We start from the raw sequence: 17,724 nt of genomic DNA, 5'->3' as shown, positions 1-17,724 counted from the left end.
ATTCAATTTTAAGAATTAATTACACTATTTAAATTAAAAAGAATATGAAAGTATGAGGATAAAAAGATTGAATGAATTCACTAGCCTCCAGCTCTAAAAAATTAAATAAAAATAAACTTTCTCACTATTTACTGGAAGAGGAAGTCATCATGAATTGGAGTACCTTGAAGAAGTGCATTCTGATGTTGGTATTGGCTTGCATTATTCATATTGCTTGGCTTGGCTGGGATAGCTTTATCCTACTGAACCCACAATATTGGCAGGTGGTCAATCTCGATATTGTGCGTATCCAATTCGTACTGAACTCTATTTTTTTACTGATCTTGTCAGGACTGATTTATCCCTGCTATGTCCTACATGATCGCGTCTGGGTACAGCGTTTTTTACCCTATGTCGCAATCGGCATTTTTGTCATTTCTCTTTGCCAAGACAGTTATTTCGTTGGCGTATTAAGCCCAATGACCATGATTGCCTACATTTGTTTACTGACCGTGGGCTTAGTCCTGTTTAAACGCAAAATCATTTATATCATGCTAATCCCCGCAACCAGCTTTTTGGTCTTCTCGGGCTATCTCAGTTTTATAGATGTCGTGCCCTACTCGCCACTTTTCACCATTAACGGCAAGCTGTTTTATAATGGGTTTTGGTTATTTTCAATGCTGTATTTCATTGCCCCCATTCTTGTCACTTGTCTGATTTTATTTGAAATCTTACTCAGCCAATGGCGGCATCGTGAGCGACTGATTCAACACTTAAGCCAGACCGACCCACTCACCAATGCCTTAAACCGCCGCAGCATTAACCAAAGCTTAGATGAGTTGCATCATAATAAAAATTGCCCCTATGCCATCGTGCTTTTAGACCTCGACCACTTTAAAAATATCAATGATCAATTTGGACATCATATGGGAGATACGGTTCTGATTGCCGTAAGTCAAAAATTAGGTCTTCATTTGCGTGAAAGTGATGTAGTGGGCCGTTTTGGGGGTGAAGAATTTATACTCATTTTAAAGCAGTCCTCTGCCCTTAAAGCTCGTCAAATCGCGGAACGTTGCCGTGCAGCCATTGAAGATTTAGTGATTCAAAATGAAGATGGACGTGCAATTCGCATTACTGCCAGTTTCGGCATTGCCCTAGCGACGGATAAATTGAAACCGCAACAACTTTTGGATCAAGCAGACAAAGCACTGTATGCCGCTAAAGCTAGTGGACGTAATCAAATCAAATGCTATTTAGAAATCAATCCCTGTGAGATCAAATATAGCGCCGCATGTGGCGACACACAGCACATTTCACCCAACTAAACTGCTTCTGCCCGTGCCGCATCGACCCATTGTGTAACCGCAGGATGCTGCATAATATGGTGCATATACTGCTGACTGCGTTCAGATACAGGTAATGCATAACTCTTGAAACGCATCACTACAGGGGCATAGAAGGCATCGGCGATAGAAAAATCACCAAATAAAAAGGAATGCTCATCCGCACGCTGTGCCCAAATCTGTTCAATTCGTTGAACATCCGCTCTTAATTCTGCATGCTGTGCCCACAGAGCTTGACCCTCAGCTATGCTGTACTGCGCTTGAATATTCATCGGACACAATTGGCGTAACGCCATAAAACTACTGTGCATCTCACAACTGATACTACGTGTTTGTGCTCTCAAATGGGCCGGTTTAGGCCACAGGGCTAAATCTGGATTTTGCTCGGCCAAATATTCACAGATGGCTAAAGAATCCCAAATCTTAAATTCACCCACATCCAATACGGGCACTTTAGCATTGGCATGAATGTGGGAAAGTTGCTGCTTAAAAGTGGGGGCTTCTGCATCAAAGCGAATGAGGATTTCTTCAAAATCCAGATCAAATGCAGTCAAGACCAACCATGCTCGCATCGACCAACTGGAATAATTTTTATTAGCAATATATAAACGTTGCATACCCGCTCTCCTTCAGGTTAAAAACGTTGTAATTGAGCTAGTAGTTCAGCCTCAGTAAATGCACCCGTTAAACGTAAACCACGAATTTCTTGTTGTGAGGCATCTAAGAATAAATAGGTCGGTGGTCCTAAAATATCCCACTGGTTTAAAAGCACTTGATGGGTTGCATCGTAGTGGCTTAAATCTAATTTGATTAAATAATACGGTGCAAGTGCTTGCTGTACCGTTGCAGATTTTAATATACGGTGTTCAATTGGCTGACAAGCAACACACCAATCGGCATAAACATCGATAATGATCTTTTGACCTTTTGGTGCTTGTGCCAAGAGCTGCTTAAACTCCGCTGCCGTCGCTGCCACATGCCAACGCGCAGATGCCTCTACTGGTGATTCAAAGAAACGCTGACTCTGCTGATATTGGCTATAAGCAATATACGTCCCGCCAATAACTAAAGCCACGATGTATAGCATGCGCAACTGAGTTTTATGCCACATCAAACGATACAATACATAGATAATAAAGCTTAAACCCAGCAGCAGACTCAGGGCTTGCATCCATGTTTCAGAAAGCAAAGGACGCACAAAATACAGCGCTAAAGCCAACATGATGAAAGCAAAGAATACCCGAACCTGATTCATCCACAGCCCAGCACGAGGCAATACCTTCGCTCCCAGCACGCTTGCCAGTAACAGCGGTGTCCCCATACCAAAGCCTAAGGTGAACAACAAAATGGCCCCTTGCCACTGACTTTGTGTCTGTGAAATAAATAATAAAGCACCTGCCAAAGGCGCCGTCATACACGGTCCAACCAACAGTGCAGAGATCATGCCCATAATCGCGGCGCTGATCAGGCTTCCACCCTTTTGCATAGACTGGATATGATCAAGTTTATTCACCACGGCTTGCGGCAGTTTAAGTTCAAACAAACCAAATAGATTGAGCGCGAATAAAACAAACAGGATGCTAAAAGCAATCAGGGTAGATGGCTGTTGTAACCAACGCTGGAAGTTCAAACCTGCAGATGAGGCCACCAAGCCCAAAATGGCATAGACCATGGCCATACTGCACACAAAGACTAAGGCAATCATCCATGCTTTCAGGCCTTTGCTATCGCGAATAATTAAAGAGGTTAAAATCGGCAACATCGGTAAAGAACACGGCGTAAACGCCAGTAATATCCCGAGGCCAAAGAACAGTAATAAACCATAGGCCAACGAGCTTTTGGCTAACTCTTCAGACCAAATTTGGTCTTGTGCAGCCATCGTATCAGAAGCTGTTGCGGCGGGTTCAGCAGTGACCGTTGGGTTGATCGGCTCAAATTGCGGATTCGATTGCGCGGCTAAATCTAACAGTCGTTTTGATCCACCCGCTTGGTCTTGCAGACTAACCAAGCCATTAACATCGGTTTTAAACTCAATGCTTTGCGGTGGATAGCAAATGCGATCTTTGGCACAGCCTTGCCAAGTCACCTTATAAGTTTGTGAAGCCTGCGTGTCTAAGTCAAATTGTACTTGTTGATAATAAACTTGGGTGTGTCCATAGTTTTCATCATACAGATCATGCGCAGGCGGTAGCTCAAGCTTAAGGGGCTGACCCGCCTGTTGCACTTCAAATTTGTGCTGATACAGATAATACTGTTCAGGGATATTCCAGTGCAGTTGAGCCGTATGCTCAGTCGTGGATTCCACTGTAAATGGAAAAGCATCTTCAGCTGAAAGAAGTGGAGTTTCCGCATGAACGTTTAGGATACTGGCCCAGATACACAGATTGATGATCAATACTGACAGCGCTAGATACCACGTTTTGCCGCTCATCCCCTGTTTCAGATGAAGATGCTTTTTCATAATATGTTCTTTTTTCTAATTAAAATAAGTATGAAACGCCAAGTCCTGAATAATAACTTTTATCTGAACCATTTAAGTCAACACCAACACTTGCGTCCAACTGCATCCGATTATTCACCGCATACATGACACCTGTACCGAGCGCATATTCATTGTCTTGACTTTCTGCTTTACGGTAAACCAATTCAGAAAAACCACTGAGTTTATCGGTAAATTGGTACTCTAAAGTCGGAATTGCAGAAATGGCCCAATCACTATTTTGCACTTCATAACGCATGGTGATGGATGTCGACACGAGGTCGCTATAATCGTATGCCACCACAGATGACAGGCTATAAATATCATCTTCATTGGTGAAACCATCATTACCTGTGGCAATAATCGCTTCAGCCAGTACCGCCATACTCAGGCGCTCATCATCCAAGGGAATCGCCGCTTTCACCCCGACACTGACATCACCCAAGCCGTCTGTTTCAGACTTATGGCCAGCCACTTTCACTTGTTGCCAAGAGGGTCCAGCCCAACCCAATTGCAATTCGATGTTTTCAGCTAAACCTGTGCGCAATAACATATCTGCATTTAAGCTGGTGGTTTTGACTTTTTCACCATCAGCCGTGGTCGATTCAGCATAGTGCGCATTGGCCAAACCCTGCTCCCAAGCCAACTGCCCCACAGGCGTAATCCCTGTCCCTATGCCTGAACCCGGACGGTCAAAGGAAAAATCTGCGGCCATCGCATTCATACTGAACCCAGCGGCTACACATAAACCTAAATGTTTTAATTGCATCATGATGATCTCGCTGTTTAAGCTAATTCTTTTGTCATTTTTGCACCATGCTGACGAAGCAACTCTAAGGTTTGCTTTTCTTCAGCCAATGCTTCGGCCCAATTAATTTCGTCAAATTCACAATCAAAGAATAAATCGCTAATTGAAGATAAAATAGTTAAACCATCTTCATCTTTGGTGTTTGGATCGACTTTTTCGTCCAACAAACGTTTGACCGCAGGCGCACATGCAGCACTTGCCGCATCCCAAAGTGGGCCATAAATTTCTTCTGTATCCCACAAATGCAAGTTTGCTTTGCCATGAATCAGTTGTTCTAAAATGTCTAAATGTACCGCTAGAGTCTGTTGTTTTTCTTGTTCTGACAGCGGTGCGCCTGCTTCATACGCTTCGCAAATCGCTTCCCACCATTTGAATAAGCCGTCTGACCAAACAGAAATCACAGGTCCTTTTTCAGGATCGATAAAATTGAGACTTAACCCATCGGTCAATAGACGTTGAACTTGTTGAAGATCTAATTCTTCAAGTGCTTGCACGAAAGCTTGTTGTTGCGCGGTTAACATGGAGATGACGCTCTTCAATTCAGTTTATTCTATTATGCCGAATAAACGGGACATTTGTTATCCGTAATGTTGGATAAAAGTGAGTGCCCAGCATTAAAAAAGCCCCTGATTGAGGGGCTTTTTTTAAATTCGGTGAGGTTTAATCTTCCTCATCATCAACTAGGCCATCATCCTGATCTGCATATACAGGTTGGCCAGCACGTGGTTTATCATTTTTTTCAAAGGTATGTTCTAAACTACGTTTAAGGCGATCGATCGCACCATGAATCGCAGTATCGACATTATGACCTTTATGATTTACAACCACGGGTTTTAAACCTGCTGGACGCGCTTCAATCATACATTGAATGTCGTCATCTCCGCCTTTATGGCTATTGGCATCACTTAGATGCACTGAAAAGTGGGTAATGCGCTCACTGTGACGTTGAAATTCTTGATTCAGCTCTTCGCGTATATAACTAATTAAACGGTCACTATTTTGAATGTTTTTATCTGTACGGATTTCTATGTTCATAAAATAACATCCTCTCTCTTTCTTTATTCGACTCTTTTTTTGTACGAAGATTTTTATCTCTTGGCACACTTGTAACTTACTGTTTTAACAGTATTCGAGCATCTTCAATTGCTTTGGAATGTAACCTCCATCGATTGAATGATGAACACTTTTGAGTCTGCAGATCTGTGTCCTTCTCCTTTGAATATCGGGCCTAACTGAAAATTATGCAAGTGATATTTTTAAAAAAATATGAAAAGGATACTTATTGTGACAAGCCCTTACTTGCATGGCTAAAAACAGATGGATTTGATTCCATCTTCTAACTATTCACGTGACTTCATTGGCTAGAATGAACAAAAAAATCTCATGATTATGACAACTTCAATTACGGCAGGAATGACTGCAAACATCGATCATTCATTCTTTGCAAACATCCCCCAAATAAGTGCAAACCCTGTTCCATTCTAGGATTTTCCCGAGCTGTATCATGTCGATATTGCTAAATTTATTATTCAATCACCTAACATTTTTTCCAAGAAGGTCCATATCAAATTAAGTGTCATGCCTGAAAGGCAACATTAAACCATTTGGTAAAAAAAGTATAAAAAATGGCTCTTTTTGATATCTATTTTCCATGACGTTCGTCAAATTTGGCTTTATTTTTGCTTAATAATCGGTATCCTGTATCCGATTTTTTGGGGAAATATTCATGAAACTGACTCAAATTGCTGCTTTCGTAGCATTATCTTCTGCTGCGGCAATTTCTCAAGCTGCGCCGATTTGGCAAGACTTTAGCATCACTGGTTTATATGGTGAAAACTATGCTCATCCTGTAAATATGGATGACAACAACCACCACACGACTGCAACTGTAGAATATACTGCTAAGTTAAAATATGGTGATTTTTTCGGCTTTGCTGACCGTGCTCACAATGACTTTGAAAACAGCACATATTTCGAGCTTTCTCCTCGTTTAAGCTTAAGCGCAGTGACAGGGACTAAATTAGAAGCTGGTCCGATCAAAGATATTTTAATTGCAGGAACATGGGAAGCGAACAGCTCTAACTACCCAGGTGCAGACTTCAATAACTACCTCTATGGTATTGGTTTTGATCTTGCTATTCCTTATTTCCAATATGCTCAGCTTAACTTCTACAAAGCAGACAATGAAAAAGGGACTACTGATGACTACCAAATGACTGCTGCCTACGGTATCCCAGTTAAACTTGGTTCAGAAGATTTTCTTATTGACGGCTTCCTTGACTGGTCAACAGGTGAAAATGCAACTCATGCAAGTGAGTTAAACTGGACAACTCAATGGAAATGGAATGTAGGTAAACACATTTCTCCAGATACACGTCTTTATGTGGGTGTTGAGCACTCAGTTTGGAACAACAAATACGCCATCAAAGGTTTAGACCAAAATGACGTAAGCGCATTAATCAAATACCACTTCTAATTCACTTTTGTGAATATCCAAAAGCAAGACTTCTGTCTTGCTTTTTTTTATGCAAAAGCAGCATGATACCCCTCCCAACGCATACAACCTTGCCCTCATGTCTTTTCTCATTCGTCCAGCTACTGAACACGATCTGCCCGCGATCCAAAATATTTATAATGCAGAAGTCTTACATGGCATGGCCACTTGGAATGAACATGCCTATGATTTAGCGCATTTCCAAAAACAACTACTACACTTTCAACAAAACCAATTTCCATTTTGCGTGGTGGAAGACCAAGAAACGCAGGCTATTGCTGGCTTTGCAGACTATGCCACCTTCCGTAATTTTTCAGGCTATCGTTATACCGTTGAGCACTCGATTTATATTTCACCCAACTATGCCCGTCAGGGCTTAGGTCAACAGCTTTTAGCGTATTTGATTGAACAAGCAAAAATGCAGCACATGCATGTCATGGTTGCAGGGATTGACCACGCCAATCTGGCTTCAATTGCTTTGCATGAAAAGTTTGGCTTTGTACAAACTGGCTATATGCCCCAAGTCGGACAAAAGTTTGGGCAATGGCGTGATCTGCTGTTGATGCAACTGCTGTTAAATCAGTGAGGTCGGGACTAAATTGTCACTGGTGACGCTGATCACGGCATACGTATGCTTGGCCACATGTTCATAAAAGTTTCTGAGCTGAGCAAAGACTAAACTCAACTCGGCAAATTGCAATTCAATCGATTCGGTCTGGATGCCATGCTCCTGTTCTAAGCGTTTCAAACACGTGGTTTGCATATGTTTTTTAAAGTCATCGATATCAAGTTTTACTAAAGCCTCTTGAACTTCAACTACACGAACCGCGGTGTTATAACGTACCTCTGTAAGTTGTTTTTGGCGCTCTGCCAAGTGATGCTCGGCTTGCACACTCAAGGCCAGTAATGAAGTGCCAGACTTAAAACTGCCTTGCAATAAGGTCTGTAAGATTTTCCAGTTTTTACCTAAAAGCAGGTGTGACTCGATGTGCTCCGAATTCAGCACATCGTCGACAGAAATAGATTCTAAAATCAACGTTTCCAAAGCATTGGGCTGAATACTTAATAATAATGTGTCCATATGGCTGCTCTTATTGTTGTTGCTTTGCATTAGCTTAACGCGTCTAAAAGCACACTGCTCAAACAATTTGTATGAGTAATTTTTCAGTTTCTATCATCCCTCTATCTTGAATAATTACGAGCCCCTAAAGATTGTCCCTTTACTTCGAATAGCTCCCTATGTTTTATTCAAAGCATAACGAAAATGGAATCAAATCATGCTTAAGTATCCATTCTTGATTGGGCTTTTGACTGTAAGCACACTCGCTTCAGCAGACGATACCTTTGAACAAGAACTTCGCCAAGGTTGTGCTAAAGTCAAAACCTCTGCCAGCACTGGTAAGAAATTTTATGATCAAAAACAATATCAAAAAGCGTTAGAGCAATTTCAGTATCAGGCGACGTGGTCTTCTTTTTGTTTAATGAATCAACCTGAAAGTGGTGTATCCCTCACTGAACGTGATGTCGAAATTGCCAACAACAATGTCGGTTTAAGTTATAGCAAGTTGGGAAAACCGCTTTGGGCTAGAGCATGGTTTTTGCGTGATGCTGAGTCTAAATCCAGTCAATTTAATTTAAAGCAACTGCCACCCCCTAAACAGTCAGCAACACTGGCAGGTAAATATGTGCAGTATGCAGGCTTTGGGCAGTGGAATCAGATTAAGGTAAAACCGCTTAAGAATGTATATCAAATTGAATTTAATGGTCTTTATATGGGATTACGCAGTCTCATCTATGGACCCAATATTGGCGAATTTGAAACCACTATGCCGCTTAATCGAACTCAAGCACAATATCAGGTCGATGACTGTAAAATTAATTTAAAGTTCGCCTTCGATCCCAAAATGGGACACACCATCCGTGTCAATGAAACCAATATCATGAGCTGTGGTTTTGGGCACAATGTTTCGGCAGACGGTATATTTCTAAAAGTAGACTAAGATCGCGATACAACATTCAACATTTTCATCATTCTCACCCCCTCCCTTTGGAAGAGGGGGAGAATAAAAAAGCTTAAATCGCTACCAATTCTCGAATACCTTTTGCAGACATTTCACAGCCTGCCCCTTGCGCAATCACTTGTCCACGGGCCATGACGGTATATGCATCGGCCAGCTCCTCGGCAAAATCATAAAACTGCTCGACCAAAACCACCGCCATGTCGCCGCCATCCGCCAGTTTACGAATCACTCGGCCAATGTCTTTGATAATAGAAGGTTGAATGCCTTCTGTAGGCTCATCCAAAATCAATACCCGAGGCTCTGATGCTAAAGCACGCGCAATCGCCAGTTGCTGCTGCTGCCCACCCGATAAATCCCCACCTCGGCGGTGCTTCATTTCATCTAAAATTGGGAAAATTTCATACAAATGCTCAGGCACTCTTCGAGTTTTCGCTCCCTTAAACTTGGCCATGCCAATCAGGATATTTTCTTCGACAGTTAAGGTTGAAAAAATATCACGCCCTTGCGGCACATAAGCCAAACCTGCACGCACACGTTGCTCGGGACTCATTTTCGATATGTCCTGACCATCAAGTAGAATCTGTCCGGACTTGATCGGTAAAATCCCCATTAAACATTTCAGTAAAGTGGTTTTCCCTACGCCATTCCGCCCCAGCACCACGGAGCACTCTCCCACAGGGGCCTGAAATGAAACATCTCTTAAAATATGACTGCCACCGTAAAATTGATTGACGTCTTTGACTTCTAACATGGTCGTCTCCTTAACGTCCTAAATATTTCTCAATCACATCCTCATTGGCCTGTACCTCAGCCAATGTACCTTCGGCTAAGATCGCCCCTTGAGCCAGTACCGTCACTTTTTCACTGATGGTATCGATAAAACTCATGTCATGTTCAACCACCACCAAGGTGTGATTTTTCTTTAACTCTAAACATAGCTCAGCGGTTCGTTCCGTTTCGGCATCGGTCATACCGGCCACGGGTTCATCGAGTAGAATCAGCTTAGGACGTTGCATAAGCAACATGCCGATTTCCAACCATTGCTTTTGTCCATGTGACAACAGCCCCGCAGGTTTGTGTACCCATTCTTCTAGGCGAATTTGCGCCAATGACTCATCTAAAGCCAGCTGTGCATCTGGGTCAAGTTTGCTAAAAAAGCTTTTCTTCACGCGCTTATCTTTGGGTGCAGCGAGTAGTAAGTTTTCCATCACACTAAAATTTTCAAACACCGTGGGTTTTTGAAATTTACGCCCAATGCCTGCTTCCGCAATTTGCTCGGTACTCATCTTGGCCAAATCATAGTTTTGCCCAAAAAAAGCCGAGCCTTCTGTCGGTCGGGTTTTTCCCGTAATCACATCCATTAGTGTGGTTTTACCTGCCCCATTGGGCCCAATGATGCAGCGTAGCTCCCCTTCTTGGATGTATAGCGATAAATCATTTAAGGCACGAAATGCATCAAACCAAACACTAACTTTCTCCAAGTACAGTGCAATCCCATGACTGAAGTCGGCGCCTTGTTCTTTGGGACGTCCATAGCCGTCTGAAGCATGGCCACCATGAGGTTGTATTAGCTCACTCATTCGCTACGCTCCTTTTTAAAACGGTCAAACAGACCAATGACACCTTTGGGTAAGAAAATGGTGACTACAATAAATAAAGCACCCAAGATCAATAACCATGCTTCTGGATAAGCCACGGTGAAATAGGTTTTTACGCCATTAATTAACCCTGCACCCAAAATTGGGCCAATCAAAGTTCCGCGCCCACCCGCAGCCACCCATACCGCCATTTCAATCGAATTGACGGGGTTCATTTCACTCGGGTTAATAATGCCAGCCTGAGGCACATACAAGGCTCCTGCAATACCTGCAATTACTGCGGACAGCACCCATGCAGAAAGCTTGTACCACAACGTGCGGTAACCCAAGTACTGCAAGCGGTTTTCACTGTCCCTAATTGTCCCCAGCACACGACCGTAGGGTTTATTCATTAAATGACGCAACCCCACAAAGCACAACATCAACACCAAAGCCGTTAGGGAACATAAGGTGGCACGCATAGGAGCAGAAGTGATGTCCATGCCTAAAATAGTCTTAAAGCCTGTAAACCCATTGTTTCCGCCAAAGCCTGTTTCATTACGGAAAAATAACAGTGCCGCAGCAAATGTCATGGCCTGCGTAATAATTGAGAAATACACGCCTTTAATTTTCGAGCGAAAGGCAAAGAAACCAAAGATGAAGGCCACCATACCAGGCACCAACACCACCAAGGCCAAAGCCCATAAGAAATGATTGCTGCCCACCCAATACCACGGCAGTTCAGTCCAGCTTAAAAACCGCATAAAGTCAGGCAGGCTATCACCTGCCGTCTGGCGCATCAGATACATACCAAAGGCATAACCACCAAGCGCAAAGTACAAGCCATGGCCTAGGCTTAAAATGCCTGCATAACCCCAAACCAAGTCTAGCGCCAAAGCCACCAGAGCCAAACACATGATTTTGCCAATCAAGGTGACCCAATACGCAGAGAGATGAAAGGCTGAATCTACTGGTAGTAAATGTAACCAAGGCAGGATCAACATCACCGCAAAGCAGACCGCAATAGCGAGTGCACTATAAGGTTTATCGGAAAATAAAGAAGTGATTTTCATGCGCTTACTCCACAAAACGGCCTTTGATGGCAAACAAACCTTGTGGACGTTTTTGAATAAACAAAATCACAAGAACCAGTAGAATAATTTTTGCAAGAACAGCCCCCATCCCAATTTCAAGGACCGTACCGCTGATCCCTAAACCAAGCGCCGCCAGCACAGCTCCCCAAACTTGCCCGACACCACCCACCACAACAACCAAGAAAGCATCGATAATGTAGTTCTGACCCAAATCAGGCCCAACATTGCCCACTTGTGCTAAGGCACAGCCTGCTAGACCAGCTAAGCCTGAACCCAGCCCAAAGGCCAACATATCGATACGACTAGAGCGGATACCGACAGCACGTGCCATTTGACGGTTTTGTGTTACGGCACGAACAAACAGACCAAAGCGGGTTTTATTGAGCAGGTAAACCAACAGCAGTAGCACCACAACCGTAAACACAATAATGGCAATCCGGTTATACGGCAGCATCAAACTTGGACTCAGCGCTATCCCCCCCGATAACCAAGAAATATTCGAGACTTCAACATTTTGTGCGCCAAAAATCATCCGTACCAATTGCATCAAAATCAGACTGACGCCAAAAGTCGCCAACAGCGTTTCCAACTGACGACCATATAGTGGTCGAATTACCGTCCGTTCAATCAACATGCCAATCAGTGCACTTACCACAAACGCCGCAGGAATAGCTGCAATTAAATACCAATCGACATAACTGCCTAAGTATGTCTTAAACAAGCTTTGCACCACATAGGTGGTATAGGCCCCTATCATAATCAACTCACCATGCGCCATATTAATCACACCAAGCAGACCATAAGTGATGGCTAAACCGAGCGCTGCTAGCAGTAAAATACTGGCTGTACTGAAACCTGAAAACACATGTCCAGCCCATTCACTGGCCTGAATCCGTGTTTTAATCTGACTTTTTGCATCCACCAACACGGCTTTGAGTTCTGGGTTTAAATTTGATTGAGTTAAAGCCTGCTCAACCAGTGCCAGCACCTCGGGACGGTTGGAGTCGGTAAGGACTTTAGCAGCCTGAATTTGGACTAAAACATCTGGACTTTCAAAGTCGAGGCGTGCTTTGAGCTGCGCCAAGCGCTGTTTGACTTTATTATTTTGTTCATGCAGATAGAGCTGATTAATCTGCGCAACATTCAGTTCAGACAGATTATTTTCTAAAATATCAATGGCTGCTAAACGTTGGGCAGATTCTTCAGATTTTAATTTGGCCTGTGCCTGCCCAAAGTTTAAGGCTTTACGTAAGGTGTTGACCAAAGTTACCTGAGACAAATCCCCCGGCCAAGTTTCAATCACTTGCTCATCGGGATAACGCAATAATTTTTCATTATTTTTTAAGATATACGTCGTGCCTGCACTGTCCCGATACAGCTCATCCCTGTCGATCAGTGCCACCAATCGATCAAATTCTTCAATCGTCCCTGGCCATTGGTTGAGCATGGCACGGCGCTCAGCAAACTCAGCTTTGACAAAACGTTGAATCGTATCATTCGATGCTGATACGTTTTGGGTCTGAGCAGAAAGTTGAGCCTCTTCAGCCCAAACACTGCTGCTCACAAGCTGTGCAATTGCGCACATCAGTGCAGCACAAAAAAATTTAAGATTCATAATATGACTTCCTTAAGCTTGCTTAAAACATCCCGCATCGGGATGTGCTTACTGAAAAGCCCACAGCGATCGCAGCAGGCTCAACGCTTAAGAAAATTATTTAGGAATGTACGGACTCCAAGGTTCCGCCTTAATCACATTTGGTGTTTTATAGACCACGTCAAACTGACCATCACCACGAATTTCACCAATCATCACAGGTTTTTGTAGATGATGATTTTCAGCATCCATTTTTAAGGTATAGCCTGATGGTGCTTTGAACTCTTGACCAGCCATCGCAACGCGAACTTTATCAACATCGGTGCTGCTTGCTTTTTCAACCGCTTGTTTCCACATATTGATGCCCACATAGGTGGCTTCCATCGGATCATTGGTCACGATTTTGTCAGCATTCGGCAGCTTATACTGCACCGCATACTGCTTCATTTTATTGACAAATTCGGTGTTGGTTGGATTTTTCACCGACATGAAATAGTTCCAAGCAGCCAAATGTCCAACCAATGGTTTGGTATCAATACCACGGAGTTCTTCTTCACCCACAGAGAAAGCCATGACTGGAATATCCGAAGCTTTAATGCCTTGGTTACCCAGCTCACGATAGAACGGTACGTTAGAATCACCATTGATGGTTGAAATGACCGCGGTTTTCTTACCTGCAGCAAATTTTTTCACATTCCCAACAATGGTTTGATAGTTACTATGACCGAAGGGGGTGTACTCTTCCATGATGTCCGCATCGGCCACACCTTTGGACTTCAAGAACGCACGTAAAATTTTATTGGTGGTGCGTGGGTAGACATAGTCCGTACCGAGTAGAACAAAGCGCTCTGCTTTACCGCCCTCTTCGCTCATCAAATATTCCACCGCAGGAATCGCCTGTTGGTTCGGTGCGGCGCCTGTATAGAAAATATTTTTCGACTGTTCCTGCCCCTCATATTGCACGGGATAGAACAATAAACCATTCAACTCTTCTACCACAGGTAACACTGACTTACGCGATACCGATGTCCATGAACCAAAAATCACCGCGACTTTATCTTGGGTAATGAGTTGACGTGCTTTTTCAGCAAATAAAGGCCAATCAGATGCTGGATCGACCACTACAGGTTCTAATTTTTTACCCAGTACCCCACCATTGGCATTAATTTCATTGATGGTCATCAATGCTGTGTCTTTGAGAGAGGTTTCAGAAATTGCCATGGTGCCTGAGAGCGAGTGCAAAATTCCGACTTTGATGGTGTCAGCACTACTCACTGCCGCTGTTGGCTCAGACGTTGCTGTTTCCGCTTTCTCCGCAGGTTTTGAACAACCTGTCAAAGCAATAGTCCCCATCATTGCAGTTGCAAGGAATGTTTTAGTGAGTAATTTTTGTTGGAACATCTTGATTTTCTCCAAACTTGAAACTTAGGGTGCATTTTGCAATGCATGATTGTTATTCGCGCTATGAGTGCCAATTCAATTTCTATGCCAAGCAGGGTTTTATGATGTGAAAATCATTATCAAATTTTTAATTATCTTAATATTTTTCAATCATTTATTAATTTTTAAATACACTGTATTTTAGGTAGATTTTCGCCCAAATGACTACTTTTCTGCATACAAACTTGTATACATCATTTGTTCCAAATCAATTCATTTCGCCTAATTCAATCGATTGATCTAAAAAATTCTGCACAGATTAAGCGCAATTTTATTGCTCATCTGCAAAGCAAAAAGCCCGCAATGTGCGGGCTTTTTGTTTTGTCCTTAATCGTACTTAAACCACCAACTCGGCCAAGTTACCTTTCTGCTCTAACCATTCTTTACGGTCACTCGAACGTTTTTTTGCCAGCAATTTATCCAATAAACCTGCAGTAAAATGACTGTCATCCAAATCTAATTGCACCAAACGGCGTGTGTTTGGATCCAGCGTGGTTTCACGCAGTTGGCTTGCGTTCATTTCACCCAAACCTTTAAATCGAGTAATTTGCGGGTTCTTGGTTTTGCATTTTTTTAACATGCTTTCAAGCTCATCATCGTCCAAGGCATAGTGCACATCTTTTGCATCATCAATTCGATACAGCGGTGGCATCGCCACATACAGATGTCCCTCTTCAACCAAGATCGGAAAATGTTTCACAAACAAAGCACACAGCAGCGTCGCAATATGTAGACCATCCGAGTCAGCATCGGCCAAGATACAGATCTTGCCATAACGTAATTCGGATAAATCATCCGACCCCGGATCGACCCCGATCGCAATGGCAATGTTATGCACTTCTTGCGAAGCCAAGACTTCATCGGAAGAGACTTCCCACGTATTTAAGATTTTCCCACGAATAGGCATGATCGCTTGGAAGTTTTTATCACGTGCCTGCTTGGCTGAACCACCTGCAGAATCCCCTTCCACAATGAACAGTTCAGACTCTTCTAAGGTATGTCCAACACAGTCTGACAGTTTGCCGGGTAAAGTCGGCCCCGCCACAATTTTCTTACGTTCAACCTTTTTCGCAGCTTTCAGACGACGACCTGCTTTTGAGATCGCCATTTCCGCCAACTGCATGGCAATATCGGAGTTTTGGTTCAACCACAGTGCAAAAGCATCTTTAGCAATGTTTTGAACAATGCCTGACGCTTCACGGCTGGATAAACGCTCTTTGGTTTGGCCTGAAAACTGTGGCTCTTGGAACTTCAACGATAAAATATAGTTCACACCATCCCAAACATCTTCAGCCGACAGCTTCATATTGCGTGGCAGCAAATTACGCAGTTCACAAAACTCGCGCATCGCATCGGTCACACCTGAGCGTAGACCATTCACATGAGTCCCGCCCTGCGCAGTGGGAATTAGGTTCACATAGCTTTCTTGGACCAACTCACCGCCATCGACATTCCAACAAATGGCAAATTCGGCACTGGCACGCTCAGCATCTCCTGTTGCCACAAAGGCTGGATGAGGCAGAATCTCACGATCTTCAATTTCATCCATCAAATAATCGACGAGGCCATTTTCAAACTGCCAAACGATTTTTTCGTCATTGATTTGGTCGACATAATTGATTTGCAAACCTGCCGCCAAAACGGCTTTGGCTTTTAAGTTGTGCTTCAGCGCTTTCAGGGCAAATTTCGGGGAATCAAAATATTTTGCTTCAGGCCAAAAGTGAACGGTGGTTCCTGTCGCACGCTTCGGAGCTTTGCCTTCTAACACCGTCAAGGGCGCAGTCGGTTCACCGTGCTCAAAGGCCATTTGGTAGAGGTTGCCTTGACGCTGAACTTCTACTTCGACTCGGCTAGATAAAGCATTCACCACGGAAATCCCAACACCATGCAAACCGCCTGAAAACTGGTAGTTATCGGTACTGAATTTACCACCTGCATGCAGCTTGGTCAGGATGATCTCGATCCCGCTTTGACCATATTCGGGGTGAATATCGACAGGCATGCCACGACCATTGTCTTCGACTGAGAGCGAACCATCTTTATAAACAGTGACGGTAATTTTGTTGGCATGACCGGCCAGTGCCTCATCGACTGCATTATCAATAACCTCTTGCGCCAAATGGTTTGGGCGTGTGGTATCGGTATACATGCCGGGACGACGACGTACCGGATCTAAACCAGATAATACTTCAAGCGATTGAGCCGTATATTGAGACACGTTGTACTGTTTCCTTATTTTAAGCAGTCCGATAAAAACTGTAATGCCATCGGTATTTTGTCTGCGAAATCTTCCATCGCATGATTGCCTTGCGTTTCCGAGATCACGAGCGCTGCGCCATTATAATAGCGCTGTGCTTCACGATAATCCAAAACTTCATCGCCTTGTTGCAATAACACTAAAATTTTGTCTGCATCTTGCACAAATGGCAGCTCAATCTGCTCTAAATAGTCCAATTGCGCATCATCGAGCGTCCAATGTTCATTGACTTTATAGGGCAGTTGCGTCGCACCAAATAGATCTCGGAACAAATGCCATGGTTGCATAGCTGGATTGATCAGCACAGCCGGTACTGCCAACTTCGCGACCAGTTGTGTCGCATAAAACCCACCTAAACTACTGCCCACCAGCACTACCTGATCCAGCTCCTGAATCAAGGCGGCCAATTTTTCTAAGGCCAAATGTGGCGGCATGTTCAAGTCTGGCAAATGCACGTGCCACTGTGGACGAGATTCGCAATAGCGTTTCAGCAATTGACCTTTAATCGATAAAGAACTGCTTTGAAAGCCATGTAAATAAATAATATTCATGCTGTACATTTACTCTTCTACATCATTTTTATTGAACTCAAAAGAGATGGCATCAGCCGACTGTATTATTTTGTATGGATATAAAAA

17 protein-coding genes and 1 pseudogene are annotated in these 17,724 nt (G+C 43.4%); 5 read left to right on the top strand and 13 right to left on the bottom strand.

Annotated features, from left to right (window positions below):
* Positions 1-71: 71 nt before the first annotated feature.
* Positions 72-1,304 (top strand): GGDEF domain-containing protein, encoded by a 1,233-nt coding sequence (locus WH214_RS02110; RefSeq protein WP_339422009.1) that lies wholly within the window; start codon positions 72-74, stop codon positions 1,302-1,304.
* Here WH214_RS02110 and WH214_RS02105 read toward each other — a convergent pair.
* The 5 genes from WH214_RS02105 to WH214_RS02085 form a co-directional block, all read right to left on the bottom strand.
* On the bottom strand, positions 1,301-1,939 hold the full coding sequence (locus tag WH214_RS02105) for a glutathione S-transferase family protein (protein WP_339422008.1): 639 nt from the start codon (positions 1,937-1,939) through the stop codon (positions 1,301-1,303). The genes WH214_RS02110 and WH214_RS02105 overlap by 4 nt on opposite strands.
* Before the next feature lie 17 nt (positions 1,940-1,956).
* Positions 1,957-3,783, bottom strand: coding sequence for a protein-disulfide reductase DsbD (gene dsbD, locus WH214_RS02100; RefSeq protein ID WP_339422007.1), 1,827 nt, complete (start codon positions 3,781-3,783; stop codon positions 1,957-1,959).
* 19 nt (positions 3,784-3,802) lie between these two features.
* On the bottom strand, positions 3,803-4,573 hold the full coding sequence (locus WH214_RS02095; RefSeq protein ID WP_104221638.1) for a transporter: 771 nt from the start codon (positions 4,571-4,573) through the stop codon (positions 3,803-3,805).
* A gap of 14 nt (positions 4,574-4,587) precedes the next feature.
* The gene (locus tag WH214_RS02090) at positions 4,588-5,130 is read right to left on the bottom strand and encodes a hypothetical protein (protein WP_004978318.1); all 543 of its coding nucleotides are present in this window, start codon (positions 5,128-5,130) and stop codon (positions 4,588-4,590) included.
* 139 nt (positions 5,131-5,269) lie between these two features.
* Positions 5,270-5,644, bottom strand: coding sequence for an HPF/RaiA family ribosome-associated protein (locus WH214_RS02085; protein WP_004691760.1), 375 nt, complete (start codon positions 5,642-5,644; stop codon positions 5,270-5,272).
* Between the two features lie 330 nt (positions 5,645-5,974).
* On the opposite strand from WH214_RS02085, the pseudogene WH214_RS02080 reads away from it, so the two are divergent.
* The 3 genes and pseudogenes from WH214_RS02080 to WH214_RS02070 all read left to right on the top strand — a co-directional run.
* Positions 5,975-6,182: pseudogene (locus WH214_RS02080) on the top strand (purine permease); the annotation flags it as partial.
* A gap of 153 nt (positions 6,183-6,335) precedes the next feature.
* Complete coding sequence (locus WH214_RS02075) at positions 6,336-7,085, top strand: outer membrane protein OmpK (RefSeq protein WP_339992770.1); 750 nt, start codon at positions 6,336-6,338, stop codon at positions 7,083-7,085.
* A gap of 49 nt (positions 7,086-7,134) precedes the next feature.
* On the top strand, positions 7,135-7,689 hold the full coding sequence (locus tag WH214_RS02070) for a GNAT family N-acetyltransferase (protein ID WP_339422006.1): 555 nt from the start codon (positions 7,135-7,137) through the stop codon (positions 7,687-7,689).
* Here WH214_RS02070 and WH214_RS02065 read toward each other — a convergent pair.
* Positions 7,678-8,184, bottom strand: a complete 507-nt coding sequence (locus WH214_RS02065; protein ID WP_339422005.1) for a DUF1877 family protein — start codon at positions 8,182-8,184, stop codon at positions 7,678-7,680. The genes WH214_RS02070 and WH214_RS02065 overlap by 12 nt on opposite strands.
* Before the next feature lie 196 nt (positions 8,185-8,380).
* Here WH214_RS02065 and WH214_RS02060 point away from each other — a divergent pair, with 196 nt between their 5' ends.
* A complete protein-coding gene (locus WH214_RS02060; protein ID WP_339422004.1) occupies positions 8,381-9,103 on the top strand; it encodes a hypothetical protein in 723 nt (240 codons plus the stop codon).
* 73 nt (positions 9,104-9,176) lie between these two features.
* Here WH214_RS02060 and urtE read toward each other — a convergent pair whose 3' ends face one another.
* The 7 genes from urtE to WH214_RS02025 all read right to left on the bottom strand — a co-directional run bounded on the left by urtE (position 9,177) and on the right by WH214_RS02025 (position 17,637).
* Entirely contained in the window at positions 9,177-9,875 is a 699-nt protein-coding gene (gene urtE, locus WH214_RS02055) for an urea ABC transporter ATP-binding subunit UrtE (protein WP_339422003.1), read from the bottom strand.
* 10 nt (positions 9,876-9,885) lie between these two features.
* Complete coding sequence (urtD, locus tag WH214_RS02050; RefSeq protein ID WP_004691767.1) at positions 9,886-10,704, bottom strand: urea ABC transporter ATP-binding protein UrtD; 819 nt, start codon at positions 10,702-10,704, stop codon at positions 9,886-9,888.
* Positions 10,701-11,774 carry an urea ABC transporter permease subunit UrtC gene (gene urtC / locus WH214_RS02045; protein ID WP_339422002.1) on the bottom strand — a complete coding sequence of 358 codons (1,074 nt, stop codon included), beginning with the start codon at positions 11,772-11,774 and terminating at the stop codon, positions 10,701-10,703. Before urtC ends, urtD begins: the two co-directional genes overlap by 4 nt.
* 4 nt (positions 11,775-11,778) lie before the next feature.
* Positions 11,779-13,410, bottom strand: a complete 1,632-nt coding sequence (gene urtB, locus WH214_RS02040) for an urea ABC transporter permease subunit UrtB (protein ID WP_339422001.1) — start codon at positions 13,408-13,410, stop codon at positions 11,779-11,781.
* A gap of 96 nt (positions 13,411-13,506) precedes the next feature.
* Positions 13,507-14,790, bottom strand: a complete 1,284-nt coding sequence (gene urtA / locus WH214_RS02035) for an urea ABC transporter substrate-binding protein (protein WP_339422000.1) — start codon at positions 14,788-14,790, stop codon at positions 13,507-13,509.
* 376 nt (positions 14,791-15,166) lie between these two features.
* Positions 15,167-17,047, bottom strand: a complete 1,881-nt coding sequence (gene parE, locus WH214_RS02030; protein WP_159152751.1) for a DNA topoisomerase IV subunit B — start codon at positions 17,045-17,047, stop codon at positions 15,167-15,169.
* A gap of 14 nt (positions 17,048-17,061) precedes the next feature.
* Complete coding sequence (locus WH214_RS02025) at positions 17,062-17,637, bottom strand: YqiA/YcfP family alpha/beta fold hydrolase (RefSeq protein WP_201701906.1); 576 nt, start codon at positions 17,635-17,637, stop codon at positions 17,062-17,064.
* Between the last annotated feature and the right edge of the window lie 87 nt (positions 17,638-17,724).

Origin of the sequence: Acinetobacter sp. MYb191 (assembly GCF_037572605.1) — a bacterium.
In the GTDB taxonomy this organism is placed as follows: domain Bacteria; phylum Pseudomonadota; class Gammaproteobacteria; order Pseudomonadales; family Moraxellaceae; genus Acinetobacter; species Acinetobacter johnsonii.
The sequence above is the reverse complement of the archived record's forward strand: the minus strand, read 5'-3'. Positions and strand labels throughout refer to the sequence as shown.

Bases quoted from the DNA above. Each gene is read 5' to 3' on its own strand.
- WH214_RS02110 (WP_339422009.1), top strand. From the start codon at position 72: ATGAATTCACTAGCCTCCAGCTCTAAAAAATTAAATAAAAATAAACTT.
- WH214_RS02105 (WP_339422008.1), bottom strand. From the start codon at position 1,939: ATGCAACGTTTATATATTGCTAATAAAAATTATTCCAGTTGGTCGATG.
- dsbD (WP_339422007.1), bottom strand. From the start codon at position 3,783: ATGAAAAAGCATCTTCATCTGAAACAGGGGATGAGCGGCAAAACGTGG.
- WH214_RS02095 (WP_104221638.1), bottom strand. From the start codon at position 4,573: ATGATGCAATTAAAACATTTAGGTTTATGTGTAGCCGCTGGGTTCAGT.
- WH214_RS02090 (WP_004978318.1), bottom strand. From the start codon at position 5,130: ATGTTAACCGCGCAACAACAAGCTTTCGTGCAAGCACTTGAAGAATTA.
- WH214_RS02085 (WP_004691760.1), bottom strand. From the start codon at position 5,644: ATGAACATAGAAATCCGTACAGATAAAAACATTCAAAATAGTGACCGT.
- WH214_RS02075 (WP_339992770.1), top strand. From the start codon at position 6,336: ATGAAACTGACTCAAATTGCTGCTTTCGTAGCATTATCTTCTGCTGCG.
- WH214_RS02070 (WP_339422006.1), top strand. From the start codon at position 7,135: ATGCAAAAGCAGCATGATACCCCTCCCAACGCATACAACCTTGCCCTC.
- WH214_RS02065 (WP_339422005.1), bottom strand. From the start codon at position 8,184: ATGGACACATTATTATTAAGTATTCAGCCCAATGCTTTGGAAACGTTG.
- WH214_RS02060 (WP_339422004.1), top strand. From the start codon at position 8,381: ATGCTTAAGTATCCATTCTTGATTGGGCTTTTGACTGTAAGCACACTC.
- urtE (WP_339422003.1), bottom strand. From the start codon at position 9,875: ATGTTAGAAGTCAAAGACGTCAATCAATTTTACGGTGGCAGTCATATT.
- urtD (WP_004691767.1), bottom strand. From the start codon at position 10,704: ATGAGTGAGCTAATACAACCTCATGGTGGCCATGCTTCAGACGGCTAT.
- urtC (WP_339422002.1), bottom strand. From the start codon at position 11,774: ATGAAAATCACTTCTTTATTTTCCGATAAACCTTATAGTGCACTCGCT.
- urtB (WP_339422001.1), bottom strand. From the start codon at position 13,410: ATGAATCTTAAATTTTTTTGTGCTGCACTGATGTGCGCAATTGCACAG.
- urtA (WP_339422000.1), bottom strand. From the start codon at position 14,790: ATGTTCCAACAAAAATTACTCACTAAAACATTCCTTGCAACTGCAATG.
- WH214_RS02025 (WP_201701906.1), bottom strand. From the start codon at position 17,637: ATGAATATTATTTATTTACATGGCTTTCAAAGCAGTTCTTTATCGATT.